This window comes from Pseudomonas sp. LRP2-20 (assembly GCF_024349685.1).
Taxonomy (GTDB): domain Bacteria; phylum Pseudomonadota; class Gammaproteobacteria; order Pseudomonadales; family Pseudomonadaceae; genus Aquipseudomonas.
Genome location: NZ_AP025944.1, coordinates 2,072,699 through 2,093,038, shown reverse-complemented (window position 1 = coordinate 2,093,038; position 20,340 = coordinate 2,072,699). Strand labels below are relative to the sequence as shown.

Genomic DNA, 20,340 nt, shown 5'->3' with positions numbered 1-20,340 from the left:
ACTCACTGAATCTTAAACTGTTTATAGAGAAGGGCGCGCTTCAGGCCAGTAAAGGATTTTCAACGGACGACTAGCGGGTGTTTATTATTATTGATAGCATCGGTACATTCGTTAAAAATATAAAACACGAGGTTCCTGCAGCATGGCTAACACCCCCTACCCCCAGTCCTACTACGCCGCCTCGGCCAACCCGGTGCCGCCACGTCCGGCGCTGCAGGGTGAGGTGGAAACCGATATCTGTATCATCGGCGCCGGCTACACCGGCCTGTCCAGCGCACTGTTCCTGCTGGAAAACGGCTTCAAGGTGAGCATCGTCGAAGCGGCCAAGGTCGGCTTCGGCGCATCGGGCCGCAACGGTGGCCAGATCGTCAACAGCTACAGCCGCGACATCGACGTCATCGAACGCACCGTCGGCCCCAAGGAAGCACAGCTGCTGGGCAAGATGGCCTTCGAAGGCGGCCGCATCATCCGTGAGCGCGTGGCCAAGTACAACATCCAGTGCGACCTGAAGGACGGCGGCGTGTTCGCCGCACTGACTTCCAAGCAGATGGGCCACCTGGAGTCGCAAAAGCGCCTGTGGGAACGCTTCGGCCACACCCAGCTGGAGCTGATGGACCAGAAGCGCATCCGTGAAGTGGTGGCCTGCGACAGCTACGTCGGCGGCATGCTGGACATGAGCGGCGGCCACATCCACCCGCTGAACCTGGCCCTGGGCGAAGCGGCCGCGATCGAATCGCTGGGCGGCATCATTTATGAGCAGACCCCGGCCATCCGCATCGAGCGTGGTGCCAACCCGGTGGTACATACCCCACAGGGTAAGATCCGCGCCAAGTTCATCATCGTTGCCGGCAACGCCTACCTGGGCAACCTGGTACCGGAGCTGGCTGCCAAGTCGATGCCGTGCGGCACCCAGGTAATCACCACCGAGCCGCTGGGCGAAGAACTGGCCCGCACCCTGCTGCCGCAGGACTACTGCGTGGAAGACTGCAACTACCTGCTCGACTACTACCGCCTGACCAGCGACAAGCGCCTGATCTTCGGCGGTGGCGTGGTGTACGGTGCGCGCGACCCGGCCAACATCGAAGCGATCATTCGCCCGAAGATGCTCAAGGCCTTCCCGCAGCTGAAGAACGTCAAGATCGACTACGCCTGGACCGGCAACTTCCTGCTGACCCTGTCGCGTCTGCCACAGGTCGGCCGTATCGGCGACAACATCTACTACTCGCAAGGTTGCTCGGGCCACGGCGTGACCTACACCCACCTGGCGGGCAAGGTGCTGGCCGAGGCCCTGCGTGGCCAAGCCGAGCGTTTCGATGCCTTCGCCGGCCTGCCGCACTACCCGTTCCCGGGCGGCCAGATGCTGCGTGTACCGTTCAGCGCCATCGGCGCCTGGTACTACAGCCTGCGCGATCGCCTGGGCTTCTGATGTAGGCAGGCCCGGCCTCTTCGCGGGCAAGCCCGCTCCCACAGGATCTGCGCCACACCTGAATGTGGCGCAATCTCTGTGGGAGCGGGCTTGCCCGCGAAAGGGCCGGTGCAGGTAAAACTACTTATTCAGGCTACGCACAGCCTGTTTCGCCGCCACTTCCTGGCCCGCCCGGGCCAGTTCGTCGGCAGCCTGCAGCCAACGCTGGCGGTCCACCTGGGCCGGCAGCTGGCGCGGGGGCTGCACCAGCACCGCCCAACTCCCCTCCTTCGCCCACGCCGAGGCAAAGTCGTCGAACGCCATCAGTTGGCGCCGATGCATCCCTGAGCGCAGCAGCACGCGCTTCTTGAAGCTGTCATAGCCGATCAGCACCGCGTAACGCGGCTCGCTCCACCACGCCGAACCCTCCTCGTAACGCAGCAGCACCGGATTGCCAGCGGCCACCTGGGCCAGCAAGGCATCCAGTTGCTTGTCCAACGGGTACACGACCATGCCGTACTCGCGCGCCACGCGCGGGATGCTGGTTTCCAGGGCATCGGCGCCCTTGGGCAGATTCAGCGGTTTGTCCAGCAGCCCCGGCGTGATCGGCGCGCCTTGCTGCGAAAGCAATGCGGCCAGGGCCATCGCCCCGCTGTGGTTGGCATTGCCGCGGTAGAACGGCACGCTGCTGATCTCGACCCGCTGGGGCATGCCCTTGAGGCTTGCAGGGGGTGCGCTGGCGCAGCCGCCCAAGGTTGCAGCCACCAGGCAGGCGGCCAACAGTTGACGTGGGACAGTCGCCCAGCGCTTGCAGGAATGTTGCTGCATGGACACTCGCTTGTTCCGATGCCAGGCGGGCAGCGCCCGGCTCTGGCAGCGATCATAGGGCGCCGCGTTGCGCGGGTATAGTCCGACAAGTGAACGGAACCAATCGGCTTAAGCAATCGACCTTTGGTCAATGGAACGTCACGGCCGCGCAGCTAGACTAAAGCAGTGTCTGGAGGGCTAACCCCAGGTTGGTCCAAGAGAAGGAGGCACACATGAGCCTGACAATGGCAATCCTCATGCTGGTGGGTATGTGGCTGAGTGTCGCAGCCGCCATGCTGTGGGGGGTTCTGCGTATCGTGCGGCGTCATTCCCAGCACCACCACCTGCCACCGCAGGCCCCGCAGCCTGTGCGCAGGGCGCGGCGGCATGCCGGGGTGCACTGAGGCAATTTCACCTGAATGCGAACGGGGCGCCAAGCGCCCCGTTGTTTTTCATCAGCCTTCTGCTGCTTCACGCTTGAGCCGCGCTCGGCGAGCCAGGATGTTGAGGATCTCGATCACCGTCGAGAAGGCCATCGCCGCGTACACATAACCCTTCGGTACATGGGCGCCAAAACCTTCGGCGATCAGCGTCATGCCGATCATGATCAGGAAGCCCAGGGCCAGCATCACCACGGTCGGGTTGTCGTTGATGAAGTTGGCCAGCGGGTCGGCGGCCACCATCATGACGATGACTGCGGTGATCACGGCAATGATCATGATCGGCAGGTGCTCGGTCATGCCCACGGCGGTGATGATGCTGTCGACCGAGAAGACGATGTCCAGCAGCAGGATCTGGAAGATAGCCGCAGCAAAGCCCAGGGTGACCGTGGAAGAGACTTTGGCCTCTTCCTTGGCGCCGTGCGGGTCGACGTTCTCGTGGATCTCCTTGGTGGCCTTCCACAGCAGGAACAGGCCGCCGGCAATCAGGATCACGTCCTTCCAGGAGAAGGCATTGCCGAACACTTCGAACACCGGGTCGGTCAACTGCACGATCCAGGCCACGGTGCTGAGCAGCGCCAGGCGCATGACCAGGGCCATGCTGATACCGATACGGCGTGCCTTGGAGCGGTACTCCACAGGCAGCTTGTTGGTCAGGATCGAGATGAAGATCAGGTTGTCGATGCCCAGTACCACTTCCATGGCCACCAGGGTAGCCAGGGCAACCCAGGCGGTAGGGCTAGCGGCGAGTTCCAGCAAGTATTCCATTGTTCAAATCCTGAAGCGGCGGTTGGGGGTCAGATTTCCTGGGTGTGGGCTTTCTTGTCGGCTTCCTTGGGCTTGTGGCCCTCGTGACCGATGGCATCGCTCAACGCCTGCTGAGCAGCCTTGTTGGTGTCGTCAATGGCCTGCTTGGCCGACTTTGCGGCCTGGTCGAGCATCTGCTGGGCGGACTTCTCGGCCTGGTCGCAACCGGCCAGGGTCAACAGTGCCAAGGCCAGCACCAGCGGAGTGCCAATGGATTTGAGTTGCAGCATGGTGTCCTCGCTTGAAAAATCCCGGCGGCGCGAAGCGCCTGATGGGAACGCATTCTAAAGACGCCAATACCTCAGGAAAATTCGTATTTCCAGTGTGTATACTTCGGTTTTTTCGAATCGGGACCCGCTTGCGTGCTCAACTATCGCCAGCTCCACTACTTTTGGGCCGTGGCCAAGACCGGCAGCATCGCCCGCGCCAGCGAGCAGCTGAACCTGACTCCGCAGACCATCAGCGGGCAGATCAGCCTGTTCGAGCAGACCTACGGGCTGGAGCTGTTCCAGCGCGTCGGCCGGCAACTGGAGCTGACCGAAACCGGCCGTCAGGCGCTGGTTTATGCCGAGCAGATGTTCCAGATCGGCAGCGAACTGGAGGCCATGCTCAGGGCCGGCCCGCAGGAGCAGATACTGTTCCGCGTGGGGGTGGCTGATGTGGTGCCGAAGTCGATCGTCTATCGCCTGCTGGCACCGACCATGGAGCTGGACGAGGCGCTGCGCATCAGCTGCCGCGAAGACAAACTCGAACGGTTGCTGGCGGACCTGGCGATTCAGCGCCTGGACCTGGTGATTTCCGACAGCCCGATGCCCAGCCACCTGGACATCAAGGGCTATAGCCAGAAGCTTGGCGAATGTGGCCTGAGCTTTTTCGCCACCCCGGCCCTGGCCAGGCAGCATGCTGGCCCCTTCCCCGCCTGCCTGCAAGATGCCCCACTGCTGATTCCCGGCCCGGAAACCGTGGTGCGCAGCCGCCTGTTGCGCTGGCTGGGCGAGCAGCAGGTGCAGCCGCAGATTATCGGTGAGTTCGACGACAGTGCGCTGATGCAGGCGTTCGGGCAGTCGGGCAGCGGAGTTTTCGTTGCGCCCAGCGTGATTGCCGAGGAAGTGTGCCGGCAGTATGGCGTCGAGCTGATCGGCCAGACCGAGGCGGTGCATGAGTCGTTCTATGCCATTTCGGTGGAGCGCAAGGTCAAGCATCCGGGGATCGTGGCAATTACCGAGGGGGCGCGGCGGGAGCTGTTCCACTGGTAGTGATGGCGGCTTTTTCGTGGCGGTTCGGCGCGAAAGGGCCGGGCCTGATTGTGCTAGAGTCGCGCCCTTTGAAGATTCCGAGACTGCGCTGCACATGACACCTGTTTTCCACCTCTTGAACCGCACCAGCCTGGTGACCCAGATCGTCATCGGCCTGGTCGCCGGTATCGCCCTGGCCCTGCTGGCCCCTGCCATCGCCCGCGACCTGGCCTTCCTCGGCAAAGTGTTCGTCAGCGCCCTCAAGGCGGTCGCACCGGTATTGGTGTTCATCCTGGTCATGGCCTCGATCGCCAATCACCGCCACGGCCAGGAAACCCATATCCGGCCGATCCTCTGGCTGTACTTGCTGGGCACCTTCGCCGCCGCCGTGGTGGCGGTGGTCGCCAGCATGCTGTTCCCTTCGCATCTGGCCCTGAGCACCGGCGAGGCCACCCTGAGCGCGCCAGGCGGCATCACCGAGGTGATGCAGAACCTGCTGCTGAGCGCAGTCGACAACCCGATCAACGCCTTGATCAACGCCAACTTCATCGGCGTGCTGACCTGGGCCATCGGCCTGGGCGTGGCCTTGCGCCATGCTGGCCAGACCACCCGCACCGTGGTCGAGGACCTGTCCAATGGCGTGACCCTGATCGTGCGCGTGGTCATCCGCTTTGCCCCGCTGGGCATCTTCGGCCTGGTCAGCTCGACCCTGGCCCAGTCCGGCCTGAGCGCCCTGCTCGGCTACCTGCACCTGCTGGGCGTGCTGATCGGCTGCATGCTGTTCGTGGCGCTGGTGATGAACCCGCTGATCGTGTTCTGGAAGATCCGCCGCAACCCTTACCCACTGACGTTGCTGTGCCTGCGTGAAAGCGGCATCACGGCGTTCTTCACCCGCAGTTCGGCGGCCAACATTCCGGTCAACCTGGCGCTGTCGGAGCGCCTGGGCCTGCATGAGGACACCTATTCGGTGTCGATCCCGCTGGGGGCGACCATCAACATGGCAGGCGCGGCGATCACCATCACCGTACTGACCTTGGCGGCAGTGCATACCTTGGGCATTCCGGTCGACTTGCCGACAGCGGTGCTGCTCAGCGTGGTGGCGGCGATCTGCGCCTGTGGCGCTTCAGGCGTGGCTGGTGGGTCGCTGCTGCTGATTCCGCTGGCGTGCAGCCTGTTTGGCATCCCTGGCGAAATTGCCATGCAGGTGGTGGCGGTGGGCTTCATCATTGGCGTGCTGCAGGATTCGGCGGAGACGGCGCTGAATTCCTCCACGGACGTGCTGTTTACCGCAGCGGCTTGCCTGGCGCAGGAGCGGCGCAGCGCTTGAGTTTGCCGGGGCCGCTTTGCGGCCCATTCGCGGGCAAGCCCGCTCCCACAGGTACTGCACTGGCCCTGAGGTGGGTGTACTACCTGTGGATTGCTTAAGCCAGGCGCTTTACCTACGCTAGTGGCCTTTCCCCAGCAATGAGACAGGGCCATGTCAGAACACGAAACCGCAGGCGAAGGCCGCTTCAGCAGCATCGAGATCCGCATTCTCGGCGCGCTGATCGAAAAGCAGGCGACCAGCCCGGAAAGCTACCCGCTGACCCTCAACGCCCTGGTCCTGGCCTGTAACCAGAAGACCAGCCGGGAGCCGGTCATGAACCTTACCCAGGGCCAGGTCGGCCAGGCCCTGCGCGCCCTCGAAGGCCAGGACATGACCCGCCTGCAGATGGGCAGCCGCGCCGACCGCTGGGAACAGCGGGTGGACAAGGCGCTGGAGCTGGTACCGGCGCAGCTGGTGCTGATGGGCCTGATGTTCCTGCGCGGGCCGCAGACCCTCAACGAACTGCTGACGCGCAGTAACCGCCTGCACGACTTCGACGATACCGAACAGATCCAGCATCAGCTCGAACGCCTGATTTCGCGCGGCCTGGCCCTGCACCTGCCACGCCAGGCCGGGCAACGGGAAGACCGCTATACCCATGCCCTCGGCGACCCGGCGGAAATCGAGGCGATTCTGGCGGCGCGCCAGCAGGAAGGTGGCGCTCGCAGCAGTGGCGCCAGCGTGTCGGAAGAACGTATCGAAGCCCTGGAAGCGCGGATCGCAGCGCTGGAGGCGCGCCTGGCCGAGCTGGAAGGCTGAGCCGCCTACTGTTCAGGGTCGGGGAAGTTGCGACAGCTCTTGCGTTCGGCCAGCTCCCGGTCACTGGGGCGCTGGTCGACGAACACGGTGCGGCCGTCGGCGTAGATCTCGAGGTAGCCCCAGTGCAGGTCCTGCTCTTTCTGCCCGGGCTTGGGCGGAACTAGCCACCAGGGTTCGCGGCTGATCAGGGTCATGGTGAAGCTCCAGAGGGTGCCTGCGGTAAGCATAGACACCCTCCGGTTTTGCTTTGCTTGTGCCGGCCCTTTCGCGGCTAAAGCCGCTCCTACAGGGATATCACCGCCCTTGAGGCTTGCGCTGTACCTGTGGGAGCGGCTTTAGCCGCGAAGAGGCCGGTACAGGCTTACGCCGGCGCGGAAGTGCGGATCAGGTGATCGAACGCCGCCAGCGAGGCCTTGGCGCCCTCACCCACCGCGATGACGATCTGCTTGTACGGCACGGTGGTCACGTCACCTGCGGCAAACACACCCGGCACACTGGTCTGGCCCTTGGCGTCGACGATGATCTCGCCACGCGGCGACAGCTCGACAGTGCCCTTGAGCCAATCGGTGTTCGGCAGCAAGCCGATCTGCACGAAGATGCCTTCCAGCGCCAGGTCATGCACCGCGTCAGTGGTGCGGTCCTTGTAACGCAAGCCTGTCACTTTCTCGCCATTGCCAACCACTTCGGTGGTCAGCGCACTGGTGATCACCTTGACGTTCGGCAGGCTGTGCAGCTTGCGCTGCAGCACTGCGTCGGCGCGCAACTGGCTGTCGAACTCGATCAGCGTGACCTGGGCGACGATACCGGCCAGGTCGATGGCCGCTTCCACGCCCGAGTTGCCGCCGCCGATAACCGCCACGCGCTTGCCCTTGAACAGCGGGCCATCACAGTGCGGGCAGTAGGCGACGCCACGGGCGCGGTATTCCTGCTCGCCCGGCACGTTCATTTCACGCCAGCGGGCGCCGGTGGCGAGGATCACGGTCTTGGCCTTGAGCGAGGCGCCGCCGGCCAGGCGCACTTCATGCAGGCCGCCATCGGTGGCCGGGATCAACGCTTCACCGCGCTGCAGGTTCATGATGTCGACGTCGTACTGCTTGACGTGCTCTTCCAGCGCCGTGGCCAGCTTCGGCCCTTCGGTTTCCTGCACCGAGATGAAGTTCTCGATGGCCAGGGTATCGAGCACCTGGCCACCGAAACGCTCGGCAGCGACGCCGGTGCGGATGCCCTTGCGTGCAGCATAGATGGCCGCTGCAGCACCGGCCGGGCCACCGCCGACCACCAGCACGTCGAAGGCGTCCTTGGCGTTGATCTTCTCAGCCTGGCGTGCGCCGGCATTGGTATCGATCTTGCCGAGGATTTCTTCCAGGCCCATGCGGCCCTGGCCGAACACTTCGCCGTTCAGGTAGATGCTCGGCACCGCCATGATCTTGCGCGACTCGACTTCATCCTGGAACAGGGCACCGTCGATGGCCACGTGGCGCACGTTGGGGTTGAGCACCGCCATCAGGTTCAGCGCCTGGACCACGTCCGGGCAGTTCTGGCACGACAGCGAGAAGTAGGTTTCAAAGGTGAATTCGCCTTCCAGCGCCTGGATCTGCTCGATCACTTCGGCACTGGCCTTGGACGGGTGGCCGCCCACTTGCAGCAGCGCCAGCACCAGCGAGGTGAATTCGTGGCCCATGGGGATGCCGGCGAAGCGCAGGCTGATGTCGGCACCCGGGCGGTTCAGCGAGAACGAGGGACGACGGGCATCGCTGCCGTCCGCGCTGAAGGTAATGAGGTTCGACAGACTGGCAATTTCCGCCAGCAGGTCGTGCAATTCGCGGGACTTCGCGCCGTCGTCGAGGGAGGCAACGATCTCGATCGGCTGGGTGACCCGCTCCAGGTAGGTTTTCAGTTGCGATTTAAGCGTGGCGTCCAACATACGGGCGATTCCTTTTTCAAAACTCGGATACAAAAACGCCCAGGCGAGCTCGCCCGGGCGCTTTTACGGGGCGGTGGGTACTTCAGCTTTGGCGGCTGCTCACCGCCCGCGATTGATGCATGACCTTAGATCTTGCCGACCAGGTCCAGCGATGGCGCCAGAGTGGCTTCGCCTTCTTTCCACTTGGCCGGGCACACTTCGCCTGGGTGAGCGGCAACGTACTGGGCAGCCTTGACCTTGCGCAGCAGTTCGGCTGCGTCGCGGCCAACACCACCGTCGTTCAATTCGACGATCTTGATCTGGCCTTCCGGGTTGATCACGAAGGTACCGCGATCGGCCAGGCCGGCTTCTTCGATCAGCACGTCGAAGTTGCGCGAGATGACGTGGGTCGGGTCACCGATCAGCGGGTACTGGATCTTGCCGATGGTTTCCGAGGTGTCGTGCCAGGCTTTGTGGGTGAAGTGGGTGTCGGTGGACACGCCGTAGATTTCCACGCCCAGCTTCTGGAACTCGGCGTAGTTGTCGGCGAGGTCACCCAGTTCGGTCGGGCAGACGAAGGTGAAGTCAGCCGGGTAGAAGAACACGACGGACCACTTGCCTTTCAGGTCGGCTTCGCTGACCTGAACGAACTCGCCTTTGTGGTAGGCGGTGGCGTTGAACGGTTTGACCTGGCTGTTGATGATTGGCATGAGAGACGCTCCTTCATGGGGTTGGAATCAGTTGATGGAGAGAATCCTAACCGCTGGTCCCGACAAAGGCTCATTGGCAAAGCTCATGCTTGTGATTGGTTTTGGCTATAACCGCAGATAATTAATAGAAGGGAATGGGCTGAGCAAACGATCTGGAGGATGGCGCCGCTCCTGCAAGGCACGGCGCCAGGCTTGATCAGCGGGTCACGGTACGCATGGTGACGAACTCTTCCGCGGCGGTCGGGTGCACGCCGATGGTCTCGTCGAACTGCAGCTTGGTCGCGCCGGCCTTAAGGGCCACACCCAGGCCCTGGATGATCTCGCCGGCATCGGGGCCGACCATGTGGCAGCCCAGCACCTTGTCGGTCTCGGCGTCCACCACCAGCTTCATCAGGGTCTTTTCCTGGATGTCGGTGAGGGTCAGCTTCATGGCGCGGAAGCGGCTTTCGAAGATCTGCACCTTGTGCCCGGCTTCCAGCGCCTGCTCTTCGGTCAGGCCGACGGTACCGATCGGTGGCTGGCTGAACACGGCGGTCGGGATGTTCTGGTAATCCACCGGGCGGTATTGCTCAGGCTTGAACAGGCGCCGCGCCACGGCCATACCTTCGGCCAGGGCCACCGGGGTGAGCTGCACGCGGCCGATCACGTCGCCAATGGCGAGGATCGACGGTGCGGTGGTCTGGTACTGCTCGTCGACACGAATGAAGCCGCGGGCATCCAGCTCCACGCCGGTGTTTTCCAGGCCCAGGTTGTCGAGCATCGGGCGGCGACCGGTGGCGTAGAACACGCAATCGGCAAGCAGCTCGCGGCCGTCCTTGAGGGTGGCTTTCAGGCTGCCGTCGTCAAGCTTGTCGATGCGCTGGATGTCGGCGTTGAACTGCAGGTTCAGGCCGCGCTTTTCCAGCTCTTCCTTGAGGTGGGTACGCACCGAGCCGTCGAAGCCGCGCAGGAACAGGTCGCCGCGATACAGCAAGGTGGTATCGGCGCCCAGGCCCTGGAGGATGCCGGCGAACTCGACGGCAATGTAGCCACCGCCGACCACCAGCACGCGGCGCGGCAGGTCTTTGAGGTAGAACGCCTCGTTGGAGGTGATGGCCAGTTCCTTGCCCGGAATGTCCGGCACCTGCGGCCAGCCGCCTGTGGCGATCAGGATGTGCTCGGCGCTGTAGCGCTGGCCGTCCACTTCCACTTCGTTGGCGCCGGTGATGCGTGCATGGCCTTGCAGCAAGGTCACGCCGCTGTTCACCAGCAGGTTGCGGTAGATGCCGTTGAGGCGCTCGATCTCGCGGTTCTTGTTGGCGATCAGCGTGCCCCAGTCGAAATGGCCCTCTTCCAGGGTCCAGCCGAAGCCTGCGGCCTGCTCCAGCTCATCGGCGACGTGGGCGCCGTACACCAGCAGCTTCTTCGGCACGCAGCCGACGTTGACGCAGGTGCCACCCAGGTAGCGGCTCTCGGCCACTGCCACTTTTGCACCGAAGCCCGCAGCGAAACGCGCCGCGCGCACACCGCCGGAACCGGCACCAATCACGAACAGATCAAAATCGTAGGCCATGTATTCACTCTCCTAGGCAGGCGCCCAGCATAACGCACTGGGGCCGCTTTGCGCCCCTTCGCGGGCAAGCCCGCCCCCACAGGTATCGCACAGACCCTGTAGGAGCGGGCTTGCCCGCGAAGGGCCACAAAGCGGCCCCAGTCAACAGCAACTTGAATCAGTAAGCCTTGCCGGCCTTGTAGAAGTTTTCGAAGCAGAAGTTGGTCGCCTCGATGTAGCCTTCGGCGCCACCGCAGTCGAAACGCTTGCCCTTGAACTTGTAGGCGATCACGTTGCCTTCGGCGGCCTGTTTCATCAGCGCGTCGGTGATCTGGATCTCGCCACCTTTGCCCGGCTCGGTCTGTTCGATCTTCTCGAAGATGTCCGGGGTCAGGATGTAGCGACCGATGATCGCCAGGTTGGAAGGTGCGTCTTCCGGCTTCGGCTTCTCGACCATGGCGTCGACGCGGAAGATGCCGTCCTTGATCTCTTCACCGGCGATGACGCCGTACTTGTTGGTTTCCTGCGGATCGACTTCCTGGATGGCGACGATCGAGCAGCGGTACTTCTTGTACAGCGCGACCATCTGCGCGAGCACGCCCTCGCCGTCGAGGTTGACGCACAGGTCGTCCGCCAGCACCACGGCGAACGGCTCGTCACCGATCAGCGGGCGGCCGGTCAGGATGGCATGGCCCAGGCCTTTCATTTCGGTCTGGCGGGTGTAGGAGAACGAGCACTCGTCGAGCAGGCGACGGATGCCGACCAGGTATTTTTCCTTGTCGGTGCCCTTGATCTGGTTTTCCAGCTCGTAGCTGATGTCGAAGTGGTCTTCCAGGGCGCGCTTGCCGCGACCGGTGACGATGGAAATCTCGTTCAGACCAGCATCCAATGCTTCTTCAACGCCATACTGGATCAGTGGCTTGTTGACCACCGGCAGCATTTCCTTGGGCATGGCTTTGGTAGCAGGCAGGAAGCGCGTGCCGTAGCCGGCTGCCGGGAACAAGCATTTCTTGATCATAAACATCCTTAAACATAGGCGAGGCCTGTGGAATTCGGCGCAGTCTAATCAGCCGGCAGGCAGCTTACAATGCCCTGCCTGCGACGACCGCTGCCTTCATAGAGATAACCTAGTGTAGATAGTTCCAGAAAGTTCGTGAAATTCCCGTCATCCGGCCCTTGCGGGGCAGCCCCGAAAAGGCCGGCGGAACGTGGTTTCAGCTACCACTTCCCTGCCCGATCAACACCCCGTCGACCTGCTGGCCATACAGGTTGACGCCATCGTTGGCATGGAATTTCAGCCGCGTCTTCTCGACGGAGCCTTCCACCAGGCGCGGGTCCTGGGGGCGCTCGTGGCGGTTGACCCAGGCGGCCACGTCCCAGGCCTGCTGATCGCTCAGGCTGCCCGGCTTGCCCAGTGGCATGTTGTGCTTGATGAACGATGCCGCGGTATTGATCCGGTGCATGCCGGCGCCCCAGTTGTAAGAGTCCTTGCCCCACAGTGGCGGCATCACATACTCACCTGCGACCTTCTGCCCCTCGCCGTTGGCACCGTGGCAGAGGGCGCACTGTTCGCGGTAGACCTGCTGGCCGCGCTTGAAGTCGTAACCGTCTTTTGGCTGTGGCACCTCGGGGTAGCCGCGACCGGCGATTTCCACGCCCGTGGGCGCCTGTGTCGAAAGCCAGTACGAATACACCGCAAGCGCCGTCATCTGCGCGCTGTCGGCGGCCGGCGGCTTACCGTTCATGCTGAACTGGAAGCAGCCCTGGATGCGCTCGGCGAAGGTGTTCACCTTGTCGTTCTTCTTGCGGTAGGCCGGGTACATCGGATAGGCGCCCCACAGCGGCGCTGAATGCGCCAGGCGGCCCTGATCGAGGTGGCAGTTGCTGCAATTCATGCCATTGCCCACGGCCTCGGGCATCAGCCGGCGGGTATCGACAAACAGCGCGTGGCCCTCACGGACCATCTTGCCGAAGGCATTGTCCGGCAGTGCGCTTTCGGCCGGCGGTGCGAACTGTGGCGCGGCCTGGGCAGCAGGGACCTTGAGTTGCGACTGGTCTTCCATGGCGATGGGCGCCTGATTGGCCAGGGCATTGCCGATGTACAGCAGCATGAACGTGGGCAACAGGGCTTTCATGGCTTGACCTCCGGGCTGGCGGGCTGGGCGAAGTACTCGGCAATCGCCTTGACTTCGGCGTCGGTCATGGCCTTCGCCACGCCTACCATCAACTGGTTGGGGTCATTGCTGCGGCTACCCTCGCGCCAGCCGTTGAGCTGGGCCACCAGGTAGGCAGCGGGCTGCCCAGCCAGCGGCGGGAAGTGCTCGCCGACCCCACTGCCGCCAGGGCCGTGGCACTGCACGCAACCGGGAATCTGCCGGCTCCAGTCGCCATAGAGGGCCAGGCGTTCGGTGGGGTTGCTGGCGATCTGCTGGCGGCGCAGGTCCGGGGCAGGATCACCCGGCAAGCCGGCCAGGTAGCGGCTGACAGCCTCGATTTCGTCTTCGCTCAGGGCCTTGGCCAGCGGCGCCATGACCGGATGCTGGCGGCTGCCAGTGCGCCAGTCATGCAGCTGCTTGCTCAGGTAAGCGACCGGCAGGCCAGCCAGGCGAGGGAACCCGGCGGCGGCAACCCCCTTGCCGTCCGGGCCATGGCAGCCCACGCAGGCCATGGCAGCGGGGTTGGTCCCGCCCTGGGTAAAAATTGTCTTGCCTTCGGCGGCATGCGCCGCAGGCCAGGCGAGGATCAGCAGGCCGCCGATCACGACGCGACTCAACGGTGTCATCACGAATCTCCATTTCTTTTGTTATAAGCTTAGGCTTAAAAAACATAAGCAAATGGATACTAGTCCTGTAAGGGAATTCGCAACAACGCCCGAGTCGACCACCGGCTGGCAATTGGCCCTCTAAGCGTCGATCCGTTGAGCCAGATCAACTACCAGAGATGCACTCGGTCGTTGCCTCGCGCACATCACCCGGGCGCAGCGGGAAGTTATTCATGCGCTCATGCAGTTTGATGCTGCTGCCGCTGCCTCGCTTATGGATGTCGAGCAATGCTGCCGGTCCGGAACCTGCCGTGAGCTTTTGCGGCACGATCAGGCGCAGGCCGTCATTGCGCTGTTCCTCCACCAGAGGGTCACGGCTTTTGGCCAGGTGCGCCTTGACACAATCGGCATATTCGCGCGGCGTCTTGCCAGACATGACATCCATGGTTTCATGGGATTGCTCAAGTTCCGAAACACTGACACAACCGCCCAGCGCCAGGAACAACGCCGCCACCATCCACTTCATTTGCCGCACCTCGAAAAACAAGAGAGCGTAGGACAACAGCCAGGCGGTTTTGCTCCCCGCTTTGGCCGTTTTATCTGCCAAGTGCCATCAGGCGCGGCAGCGCAAGCCGACATCGTGGTATCTTTCGCCTTTGCAGAACCAATCCTTGCGGAGCACCCCATGAAATTCGTACACCAGCGCGAGCACCTCAACGAGGACGATATCGTCGTCATCGAGTGCTCCCAGCGCTGCAACATCCGCCTGATGAACGACGCCAATTTCCGCAGCTTCAAGAACGGCGGCCGGCACACCTACCACGGTGGCCACTTCGAGCGCTTCCCGGCCAAGATCACCGTGCCCAGCACCGGTTTCTGGAACATCACCATCGATACCGTGACCAGCCGCCCGATCTCGGTAACGCGCAAACCGAACCTGACCCACAAGATCAAGATCATCCGCCGCTCGTCGTCGAAACTCGGATAAGGCCCCACCATGACCCAGAACATCAAATACGTCATCAAGTACAAGCTCGACGGCCAGCGCCGCTGGGACTTCGCGGTGATGGCCGACGCCTCGCACGAACAGGCGCTGGAAGCCCTGCGCAAGATCCACGGCGAAGACGCCGAGAAGATCAGCGACATCCAGGTGAGCAAAGCCCTGTAAGGCAGCCGCGGCAAGGAGAAGCGCATGAGCAACTGGCCCGACCGTCGTATCCTCGATCTGCTGGGCATCGAGTTGCCCATTCTGCAGGCGCCCATGGCCGGCGCCAGCGGTTCGGCCATGGCCATTGCCGTGGCCAGGGCGGGCGGCTTGGGCGCCCTGCCTTGCGCCATGCTCACCGGCGATCAGGTACGTGGCGAGATAGAAGCATTCCGCGCGGCCTGCCCTGGCCGGCCGCTGAACCTGAACTTCTTCTGCCACCAGCCGCCAGCGCCGGACCCCGCGCGCGACGCTCGCTGGAAGCAGGCACTGAAAGGGTATTACGCCGAAGTCGGCGCCGACTTCGATGCGCCGACGCCGGTGTCCAACCGTGCGCCGTTCGATGAACAGAGCTGCGTGCTGGTCGAGCAGATGCGCCCGGAGGTGGTGAGCTTTCACTTCGGTTTGCCGCACGCTGCACTGCTGCAGCGGGTCAAAGCCTCGGGCGCCAAGGTGCTGTCCAGCGCCACCACCGTGGAAGAAGCGCAGTGGCTGGAAGCCAATGGCTGCGATGCGATCATCGCCATGGGCTATGAGGCCGGCGGGCATCGCGGCATGTTCCTCAGCGACGACATCACCAGCCAGATCGGCACCTTTGCCCTGGTGCCGCAGATCGCCGATGCCGTGGGCCTGCCGGTGATCGCCGCCGGTGGCATTGGCGACTACCGTGGCCTGGTGGCGGCCCTGGCCCTGGGCGCCAGCGCGGTGCAGCTCGGCACGGCCTACCTGTTCTGCCCCGAGGCCAAGGTCTCCCCTGCCCACCGCCGCGCATTGGACACCGCACCGGCCAGTGACACCGCGCTGACCAACCTGTTCACCGGGCGCCCGGCGCGGGGCATCAACAACCGCATCATGCGCGAGCTGGGGCCGATGAGCGAACTGGCCCCGCGCTTCCCGCTGGCCGGCGGCGCACTGATGCCACTGCGGGCGATTACCGATGCGCAGGGCAACAGCGATTTCAGCAACCTGTGGTCGGGGCAGGCGTTGCGCTTGGGCAAGCACTTGCCGGCTGAGCAGTTGACCCGGGAGATGGCTGACAGGGCGTTGGCGCTTATTGCTCGGTAATGCTTTGAAACTGCGTCTGCCTCTTCGCGGGCAAGCCCGCTCCCACAGGGAGCGCTAAAGCTTCAGTAGCTGTGAAAAACCTGTGGGAGCGGGCTTGCCCGCGAAGGGGCCTGCACTGACAACCTATCACCCACAAGCTATAACCCTTCCTGCAGCCCCTTCCGGCAAAAGGTCTATCGCTATATAGTTAACGACATAACGATAACCACCTCCAGGAGCTGTCTTCATGCGTATCCGCCTGCCTCACTTGGCCGCCACCACCCTGGCCAGCCTGATCTCCCTCAACAGCGCCTGGGCCGACGAGGTGCAGGTTGCGGTCGCGGCGAACTTCACCGCACCGATCCAGGCCATCGCCAAGGACTTCGAGAAAGATACCGGCCACAAGCTGATCGCCGCCTACGGCGCCACCGGGCAGTTCTACGCACAGATCAAGAACGGCGCGCCGTTCGAAGTGTTCCTTGCAGCTGACGACAGCACCCCGGCCAAGCTCGAACAGGAAAAGGATACGGTCCCAGGCTCGCGCTTCACTTACGCCATCGGCACCTTGGCCCTGTGGTCGGCCAAGCCTGGCTATGTGGATGCCAAGGGTGAAGTGCTGAAGAAGAACCAGTTCCAGCACCTGTCCATCGCCAACCCGAAAGCCGCCCCTTACGGCCTGGCCGCCACCCAGGTGCTGGACAAGCTGAAGCTGACCGAGGCCACCAAGCCCAAGATCGTCGAAGGCCAGAACATCGCCCAGGCCTTCCAGTTCGTGTCCACCGGCAACGCCGAGCTGGGTTTCGTCGCTCTGTCGCAGGTCTATAAGGATGGCAAGGTGACCGAAGGTTCGGCCTGGATCGTGCCTGCCAACCTGCACGAGCCGATCAAGCAGGATGCGGTCATCCTCAACAAAGGCAAGGACAACCCTGCCGCCAAGGCCCTGGTCGACTACCTGAAAGGCCCGAAAGCCGCTGCAGTGATCAAGTCCTACGGTTATGAAATCTGATGCCGCTGGACGCCAGTGACTTCGGCGCGATCTGGCTGACCCTCAAACTGGCCAGCCTGACCACGCTGATCCTGCTGATCGTCGGCACGCCCATCGCCTGGTGGCTGGCGCGCACGCGCTCGTGGCTACGTGGGCCGGTGGGCGCGGTGGTGGCATTGCCACTGGTGCTGCCGCCGACGGTGATCGGCTTCTACCTGCTGATCGCCCTCGGCCCGCACGGCTGGCTCGGCCAGGCTACCCAGGCACTGGGCCTGGGTACCGTGGTGTTCAGCTTCACCGGCCTGGTGATCGGCTCGACGGTGTACTCCATGCCCTTCGTGGTGCAGCCGCTGCAAAACGCCTTCGCCGCCATCGGCCAGCGCCCGCTGGAAGTGGCGGCGACCCTGCGTGCCAGCCCCTGGGACACGTTCGTTCACGTGGTGCTGCCGCTGGCCCGCCCCGGCTTCGTCACCGCCAGCATCCTCGGCTTTGCCCATACCGTGGGTGAGTTCGGCGTGGTGCTGATGATCGGTGGCAATATCCCCGACAAGACCCGTGTGGTCTCGGTGCAGATCTTCGATCACGTCGAGGCCATGGAATATGCGCAAGCCCACTGGCTGGCCGGTGCCATGCTGGTGTTCTCGTTCCTGGTACTGCTCCTGCTGTATGCGGGACGCCGCGGCAAGACGGGTTGGAGCTGAAATGAGCGGATCGATTGTGGCGCGCCTGAAGCTGGCACGCGACGACTTCACCCTGGACGTCGACCTGAACCTGCCCGGTCGCGGCATCAGCGCGCTGTTCGGCCACTCGGGCTCAGGCAAGACGTCATGCCTGCGCTGCCTGGCCGGGCTGGAGCGTGCGGCCAGCGCCTATATCGAGGTCAATGGCGAGGTCTGGGAAGACAGCGCCCGTGGCCACTTCCTGGCACCGCACCTGCGCCCGGTGGGCTATGTGTTCCAGGAAGCCAGCCTGTTCCCGCACCTGTCGGTGCGCGGCAACCTGGAATTCGGCTGGCGGCGCATTGCTGCGGCCGAGCGCAAGGTCAGCCTCGACCAGGCCTGCCAGCTGCTGGGCATCGGCCACCTGCTGGCACGCAAGCCGGCCACCTTGTCGGGCGGCGAGGCACAACGGGTCGGCATTGCCCGCGCATTGCTCAGCAGCCCGCGGCTATTGTTGATGGACGAACCACTGGCGGCACTCGACGGGCCACGCAAGCGCGAGATACTGCCCTACCTCGAACGGCTGCACGCTGAACTGGACATCCCGCTGGTGTACGTGAGCCATGCCCAGGATGAAGTGGCGCGGCTGGCCGACCACCTGGTGCTGCTGGAGCAAGGCCGGGCCATGGCCAATGGGCCGATCGGCGAGACCTTGGCCCGCCTCGACCTGTCCCTGGCCCAGGGCGAGGACGCCGGGGTGGTTTTCGAGGGCATGGTGGTCGGCCACGACCCGCACTACGACCTGCTGGACCTGCGCCTGCCCGGCAGCGACGCACCGGTGCTGCGCATCGCCCACCCGCCACTCAGCATCGGCAGTACCTTGCGCGTCAAGGTCCAGGCCCGGGATGTAAGCCTGGCACTGCGCGCCGACAGCACCTCAAGCATTCTCAACCGCCTGGCGGTGCGGGTGCGCGAGACACGCCCGGCGGACAACCCGGCGCATGTGCTGGTAAGCCTGGATGCCGGCGGCAACGCCTTGCTGGCGCGCATCACCCGGTTCTCGGCGGACCAGCTGGGCTTGCACCTGGGCCAGGCGCTGTTCGCGCAGATCAAGTCGGTAGCGTTATTGGGCTGAGCATCATCGTAGCCGCCGTTGTCCATTGATCAGTGACCTGATCGAGGCCTGCCACCGATGCTCGACTGCCCTCTGCCGCCCAGCCTGCATTATGTCGACGACAGCCAGCCGGGCCTCACCCGGCGCCGCTGGCGCGACCGCTTCATCTACCTCGATGCCCAAGGGCAGCGCGTTCGCGACAAAGAAACCTTGGCGCGCATCGCCGCGCTGGTGATTCCGCCGGCCTACACCGATGTGTGGATCTGCAGCGACCCGCAGGGCCACCTGCAAGCCACCGGCCGCGATGCCCGTGGCCGCAAGCAATACCGTTACCACGCCCAGTGGCGTGAGCTGCGCGACCAGCACAAGTACGGGCGCATGCTGGCCTTTGCCCAGGCGCTGCCGAAACTTCGCGCGCAGCTGGAGGCGCACCTGGCGCGCCCAGGCCTGGATCGAGAGAAAGTCATGGCGCTGGTGGTGAGCCTGCTCGACCACACGCTGATCCGCATCGGCAACCAGCGCTACCTGCGGGATAACCAGTCCTACGGCCTGACCACCCTGCGCAATCGCCACGTGCAAGTACAGGGCAGCACCGTGCGCTTCCAGTTCCGCGGCAAGCGCGGCGTGGAGCACAATGTCACGCTGCGTGACCGGCGCCTGGCCAACCTGCTCAAACGCTGCATGGAGCTGCCTGGGCAGGCGCTGTTCCAGTACCTGGATGAAGACGGCCAACGGCACAGCATCGGCTCCAGTGAGGTCAATCAGTTCCTGCAGCAACTGACCGGCGCCGACTTCACCGCCAAGGACTACCGTACCTGGGCCGGCAGCAGCCTGGCCCTGAGCCTGCTCAGGCCACTGGCATGGGAGCCGGAGAGCGAAGCCAAGCGCCAGGTCGCGGCCATCGTCAGGCAGGTCGCCGCCCGCCTGGGCAACACCCCGGCGGTTTGCCGGCGCTGCTACATCCACCCGGCCGTGCTCGAGCATTACGCCCTCGGGCGCCTGGCCAACTTGCCCGGGCGCCGAGTGCGCAAGGGGCTGGACAGCGAAGAGGTGGCCTTGCTGCTTTTTCTCCAAGCCCTTGAAACAACAGCCGATGATTGAGCCGAACTATTCGGGCCATCATGCAGAGAAATTTCCCATAAAGGCCGAAGCCCCCTATTCTTGCCATCGAGCACCTTCGCCGACACGCTTAACAGCATTTTCCTCGGCACCTGCGACTAAAGACACACAACAGAATTTGTCTTTCGGGGAATTACTATCCGCTGAAAGCGTCTTTAATGAGAAGGAAGAGGGACAAGCTCCCACCGTTGCGGCCCAATGGCCCGGCGGATTTCTACATCACCAAGGAGAACTACATGCTGATACTCACCCGTAAGGTTGGCGAAAGTATCGTCATCAACGATGACATCAAAGTCACCATTCTGGGCGTAAAAGGGATGCAGGTGAGGATTGGCATCGATGCACCAAAGGATGTCCAGGTGCACCGTGAAGAAATCTTCAAACGCATCCAGGCCGGCAGCCCGGCTCCGGAAAAGCACGACGACCAACACTGACCTGAGCGCCTCGCTTCAAGCCGCACGGACGCGCTTGATCGAATGGCCGGCGCAAGC

At 63.5% G+C, this 20,340-nt stretch carries 24 protein-coding genes; 13 read left to right on the top strand and 11 right to left on the bottom strand.

Features of this window, described 5'->3' with window-relative positions; genetic code table 11:
• Positions 1-142 precede the first annotated feature (142 nt).
• Complete coding sequence (locus OCX61_RS09160) at positions 143-1,426, top strand: NAD(P)/FAD-dependent oxidoreductase (RefSeq protein WP_261943493.1); 1,284 nt, start codon at positions 143-145, stop codon at positions 1,424-1,426.
• 120 nt (positions 1,427-1,546) lie between these two features.
• Here OCX61_RS09160 and OCX61_RS09155 read toward each other — a convergent pair whose 3' ends face one another.
• Entirely contained in the window at positions 1,547-2,233 is a 687-nt protein-coding gene (locus tag OCX61_RS09155) for a peptidase C39 family protein (RefSeq protein WP_261943492.1), read from the bottom strand.
• A gap of 212 nt (positions 2,234-2,445) precedes the next feature.
• Between OCX61_RS09155 and OCX61_RS09150 the strand changes: the two genes are divergently transcribed.
• On the top strand, positions 2,446-2,616 hold the full coding sequence (locus tag OCX61_RS09150; protein ID WP_261943491.1) for a hypothetical protein: 171 nt from the start codon (positions 2,446-2,448) through the stop codon (positions 2,614-2,616).
• Positions 2,617-2,667: 51 nt separating this feature from the next.
• Here OCX61_RS09150 and OCX61_RS09145 read toward each other — a convergent pair whose 3' ends face one another.
• Positions 2,668-3,420 (bottom strand): TerC family protein, encoded by a 753-nt coding sequence (locus OCX61_RS09145; RefSeq protein ID WP_016391529.1) that lies wholly within the window; start codon positions 3,418-3,420, stop codon positions 2,668-2,670.
• A gap of 29 nt (positions 3,421-3,449) precedes the next feature.
• Complete coding sequence (locus tag OCX61_RS09140) at positions 3,450-3,689, bottom strand: hypothetical protein (protein ID WP_261943490.1); 240 nt, start codon at positions 3,687-3,689, stop codon at positions 3,450-3,452.
• 132 nt (positions 3,690-3,821) lie between these two features.
• Here OCX61_RS09140 and nhaR point away from each other — a divergent pair, with 132 nt between their 5' ends.
• From nhaR to OCX61_RS09125, 3 genes are all read left to right on the top strand, one after another.
• On the top strand, positions 3,822-4,715 hold the full coding sequence (gene nhaR / locus OCX61_RS09135; protein ID WP_261943489.1) for a transcriptional activator NhaR: 894 nt from the start codon (positions 3,822-3,824) through the stop codon (positions 4,713-4,715).
• A 94-nt stretch (positions 4,716-4,809) separates the two neighbouring features.
• Positions 4,810-6,021 (top strand): serine/threonine transporter SstT, encoded by a 1,212-nt coding sequence (gene sstT / locus OCX61_RS09130; RefSeq protein WP_261943488.1) that lies wholly within the window; start codon positions 4,810-4,812, stop codon positions 6,019-6,021.
• A gap of 150 nt (positions 6,022-6,171) precedes the next feature.
• Entirely contained in the window at positions 6,172-6,819 is a 648-nt protein-coding gene (locus OCX61_RS09125; protein ID WP_261943487.1) for a YceH family protein, read from the top strand.
• Positions 6,820-6,824: 5 nt separating this feature from the next.
• Here OCX61_RS09125 and OCX61_RS09120 read toward each other — a convergent pair whose 3' ends face one another.
• From OCX61_RS09120 to OCX61_RS09085, 8 genes are all read right to left on the bottom strand, one after another.
• The gene (locus tag OCX61_RS09120; protein ID WP_085676091.1) at positions 6,825-7,013 is read right to left on the bottom strand and encodes a hypothetical protein; all 189 of its coding nucleotides are present in this window, start codon (positions 7,011-7,013) and stop codon (positions 6,825-6,827) included.
• A gap of 167 nt (positions 7,014-7,180) precedes the next feature.
• On the bottom strand, positions 7,181-8,743 hold the full coding sequence (ahpF, locus tag OCX61_RS09115; RefSeq protein WP_261943486.1) for an alkyl hydroperoxide reductase subunit F: 1,563 nt from the start codon (positions 8,741-8,743) through the stop codon (positions 7,181-7,183).
• 125 nt (positions 8,744-8,868) lie between these two features.
• Positions 8,869-9,432, bottom strand: coding sequence for an alkyl hydroperoxide reductase subunit C (ahpC, locus tag OCX61_RS09110; RefSeq protein ID WP_054884952.1), 564 nt, complete (start codon positions 9,430-9,432; stop codon positions 8,869-8,871).
• Between the two features lie 196 nt (positions 9,433-9,628).
• Complete coding sequence (gene gorA, locus OCX61_RS09105; protein WP_261943485.1) at positions 9,629-10,984, bottom strand: glutathione-disulfide reductase; 1,356 nt, start codon at positions 10,982-10,984, stop codon at positions 9,629-9,631.
• 157 nt (positions 10,985-11,141) lie between these two features.
• Positions 11,142-11,981 carry a UTP--glucose-1-phosphate uridylyltransferase GalU gene (galU, locus tag OCX61_RS09100; protein ID WP_085676094.1) on the bottom strand — a complete coding sequence of 280 codons (840 nt, stop codon included), beginning with the start codon at positions 11,979-11,981 and terminating at the stop codon, positions 11,142-11,144.
• Positions 11,982-12,177: 196 nt separating this feature from the next.
• On the bottom strand, positions 12,178-13,098 hold the full coding sequence (locus OCX61_RS09095) for a c-type cytochrome (protein WP_261943484.1): 921 nt from the start codon (positions 13,096-13,098) through the stop codon (positions 12,178-12,180).
• Complete coding sequence (locus OCX61_RS09090) at positions 13,095-13,745, bottom strand: c-type cytochrome (protein WP_261943483.1); 651 nt, start codon at positions 13,743-13,745, stop codon at positions 13,095-13,097. Before OCX61_RS09090 ends, OCX61_RS09095 begins: the two co-directional genes overlap by 4 nt.
• Positions 13,746-13,890: 145 nt before the next feature.
• Complete coding sequence (locus OCX61_RS09085; RefSeq protein ID WP_261944287.1) at positions 13,891-14,250, bottom strand: hypothetical protein; 360 nt, start codon at positions 14,248-14,250, stop codon at positions 13,891-13,893.
• 159 nt (positions 14,251-14,409) lie between these two features.
• On the opposite strand from OCX61_RS09085, the gene OCX61_RS09080 reads away from it, so the two are divergent.
• From OCX61_RS09080 to csrA, 8 genes are all read left to right on the top strand, one after another.
• Complete coding sequence (locus OCX61_RS09080) at positions 14,410-14,712, top strand: DUF1883 domain-containing protein (protein ID WP_060479928.1); 303 nt, start codon at positions 14,410-14,412, stop codon at positions 14,710-14,712.
• A gap of 9 nt (positions 14,713-14,721) precedes the next feature.
• Positions 14,722-14,892: a hypothetical protein gene (locus tag OCX61_RS09075; protein WP_261943482.1), complete on the top strand. Its 171-nt coding sequence runs from the start codon at positions 14,722-14,724 to the stop codon at positions 14,890-14,892.
• A gap of 24 nt (positions 14,893-14,916) precedes the next feature.
• Complete coding sequence (locus OCX61_RS09070) at positions 14,917-15,993, top strand: NAD(P)H-dependent flavin oxidoreductase (protein WP_261943481.1); 1,077 nt, start codon at positions 14,917-14,919, stop codon at positions 15,991-15,993.
• Between the two features lie 226 nt (positions 15,994-16,219).
• Positions 16,220-16,978 carry a molybdate ABC transporter substrate-binding protein gene (modA, locus tag OCX61_RS09065; protein ID WP_261943480.1) on the top strand — a complete coding sequence of 253 codons (759 nt, stop codon included), beginning with the start codon at positions 16,220-16,222 and terminating at the stop codon, positions 16,976-16,978.
• Positions 16,978-17,658: a molybdate ABC transporter permease subunit gene (modB, locus tag OCX61_RS09060; protein ID WP_261943479.1), complete on the top strand. Its 681-nt coding sequence runs from the start codon at positions 16,978-16,980 to the stop codon at positions 17,656-17,658. Before modA ends, modB begins: the two co-directional genes overlap by 1 nt.
• Before the next feature lies 1 nt (position 17,659).
• Positions 17,660-18,751, top strand: coding sequence for a molybdenum ABC transporter ATP-binding protein (gene modC / locus OCX61_RS09055; RefSeq protein ID WP_261943478.1), 1,092 nt, complete (start codon positions 17,660-17,662; stop codon positions 18,749-18,751).
• 57 nt (positions 18,752-18,808) lie between these two features.
• Positions 18,809-19,831, top strand: coding sequence for a DNA topoisomerase IB (locus tag OCX61_RS09050; RefSeq protein WP_261943477.1), 1,023 nt, complete (start codon positions 18,809-18,811; stop codon positions 19,829-19,831).
• Positions 19,832-20,085: 254 nt separating this feature from the next.
• Positions 20,086-20,283, top strand: coding sequence for a carbon storage regulator CsrA (csrA, locus tag OCX61_RS09045; RefSeq protein ID WP_012315047.1), 198 nt, complete (start codon positions 20,086-20,088; stop codon positions 20,281-20,283).
• Positions 20,284-20,340: the final 57 nt, after the last annotated feature.

Excerpts from the sequence above, each read along its gene's own strand:
- modA (WP_261943480.1), top strand. The coding sequence starts at position 16,220 with ATGCGTATCCGCCTGCCTCACTTGGCCGCCACCACCCTGGCCAGCCTG.
- ahpF (WP_261943486.1), bottom strand. The coding sequence starts at position 8,743 with ATGTTGGACGCCACGCTTAAATCGCAACTGAAAACCTACCTGGAGCGG.
- OCX61_RS09050 (WP_261943477.1), top strand. The coding sequence starts at position 18,809 with ATGCTCGACTGCCCTCTGCCGCCCAGCCTGCATTATGTCGACGACAGC.
- OCX61_RS09145 (WP_016391529.1), bottom strand. The coding sequence starts at position 3,420 with ATGGAATACTTGCTGGAACTCGCCGCTAGCCCTACCGCCTGGGTTGCC.
- OCX61_RS09070 (WP_261943481.1), top strand. The coding sequence starts at position 14,917 with ATGAGCAACTGGCCCGACCGTCGTATCCTCGATCTGCTGGGCATCGAG.
- OCX61_RS09075 (WP_261943482.1), top strand. The coding sequence starts at position 14,722 with ATGACCCAGAACATCAAATACGTCATCAAGTACAAGCTCGACGGCCAG.
- OCX61_RS09090 (WP_261943483.1), bottom strand. The coding sequence starts at position 13,745 with ATGACACCGTTGAGTCGCGTCGTGATCGGCGGCCTGCTGATCCTCGCC.
- modB (WP_261943479.1), top strand. The coding sequence starts at position 16,978 with ATGCCGCTGGACGCCAGTGACTTCGGCGCGATCTGGCTGACCCTCAAA.
- csrA (WP_012315047.1), top strand. The coding sequence starts at position 20,086 with ATGCTGATACTCACCCGTAAGGTTGGCGAAAGTATCGTCATCAACGAT.
- galU (WP_085676094.1), bottom strand. The coding sequence starts at position 11,981 with ATGATCAAGAAATGCTTGTTCCCGGCAGCCGGCTACGGCACGCGCTTC.
- ahpC (WP_054884952.1), bottom strand. The coding sequence starts at position 9,432 with ATGCCAATCATCAACAGCCAGGTCAAACCGTTCAACGCCACCGCCTAC.
- OCX61_RS09155 (WP_261943492.1), bottom strand. The coding sequence starts at position 2,233 with ATGCAGCAACATTCCTGCAAGCGCTGGGCGACTGTCCCACGTCAACTG.
- OCX61_RS09120 (WP_085676091.1), bottom strand. The coding sequence starts at position 7,013 with ATGACCCTGATCAGCCGCGAACCCTGGTGGCTAGTTCCGCCCAAGCCC.
- sstT (WP_261943488.1), top strand. The coding sequence starts at position 4,810 with ATGACACCTGTTTTCCACCTCTTGAACCGCACCAGCCTGGTGACCCAG.
- OCX61_RS09080 (WP_060479928.1), top strand. The coding sequence starts at position 14,410 with ATGAAATTCGTACACCAGCGCGAGCACCTCAACGAGGACGATATCGTC.
- OCX61_RS09140 (WP_261943490.1), bottom strand. The coding sequence starts at position 3,689 with ATGCTGCAACTCAAATCCATTGGCACTCCGCTGGTGCTGGCCTTGGCA.
- gorA (WP_261943485.1), bottom strand. The coding sequence starts at position 10,984 with ATGGCCTACGATTTTGATCTGTTCGTGATTGGTGCCGGTTCCGGCGGT.
- OCX61_RS09150 (WP_261943491.1), top strand. The coding sequence starts at position 2,446 with ATGAGCCTGACAATGGCAATCCTCATGCTGGTGGGTATGTGGCTGAGT.
- modC (WP_261943478.1), top strand. The coding sequence starts at position 17,660 with ATGAGCGGATCGATTGTGGCGCGCCTGAAGCTGGCACGCGACGACTTC.
- OCX61_RS09095 (WP_261943484.1), bottom strand. The coding sequence starts at position 13,098 with ATGAAAGCCCTGTTGCCCACGTTCATGCTGCTGTACATCGGCAATGCC.
- OCX61_RS09160 (WP_261943493.1), top strand. The coding sequence starts at position 143 with ATGGCTAACACCCCCTACCCCCAGTCCTACTACGCCGCCTCGGCCAAC.
- OCX61_RS09125 (WP_261943487.1), top strand. The coding sequence starts at position 6,172 with ATGTCAGAACACGAAACCGCAGGCGAAGGCCGCTTCAGCAGCATCGAG.
- OCX61_RS09085 (WP_261944287.1), bottom strand. The coding sequence starts at position 14,250 with ATGAAGTGGATGGTGGCGGCGTTGTTCCTGGCGCTGGGCGGTTGTGTC.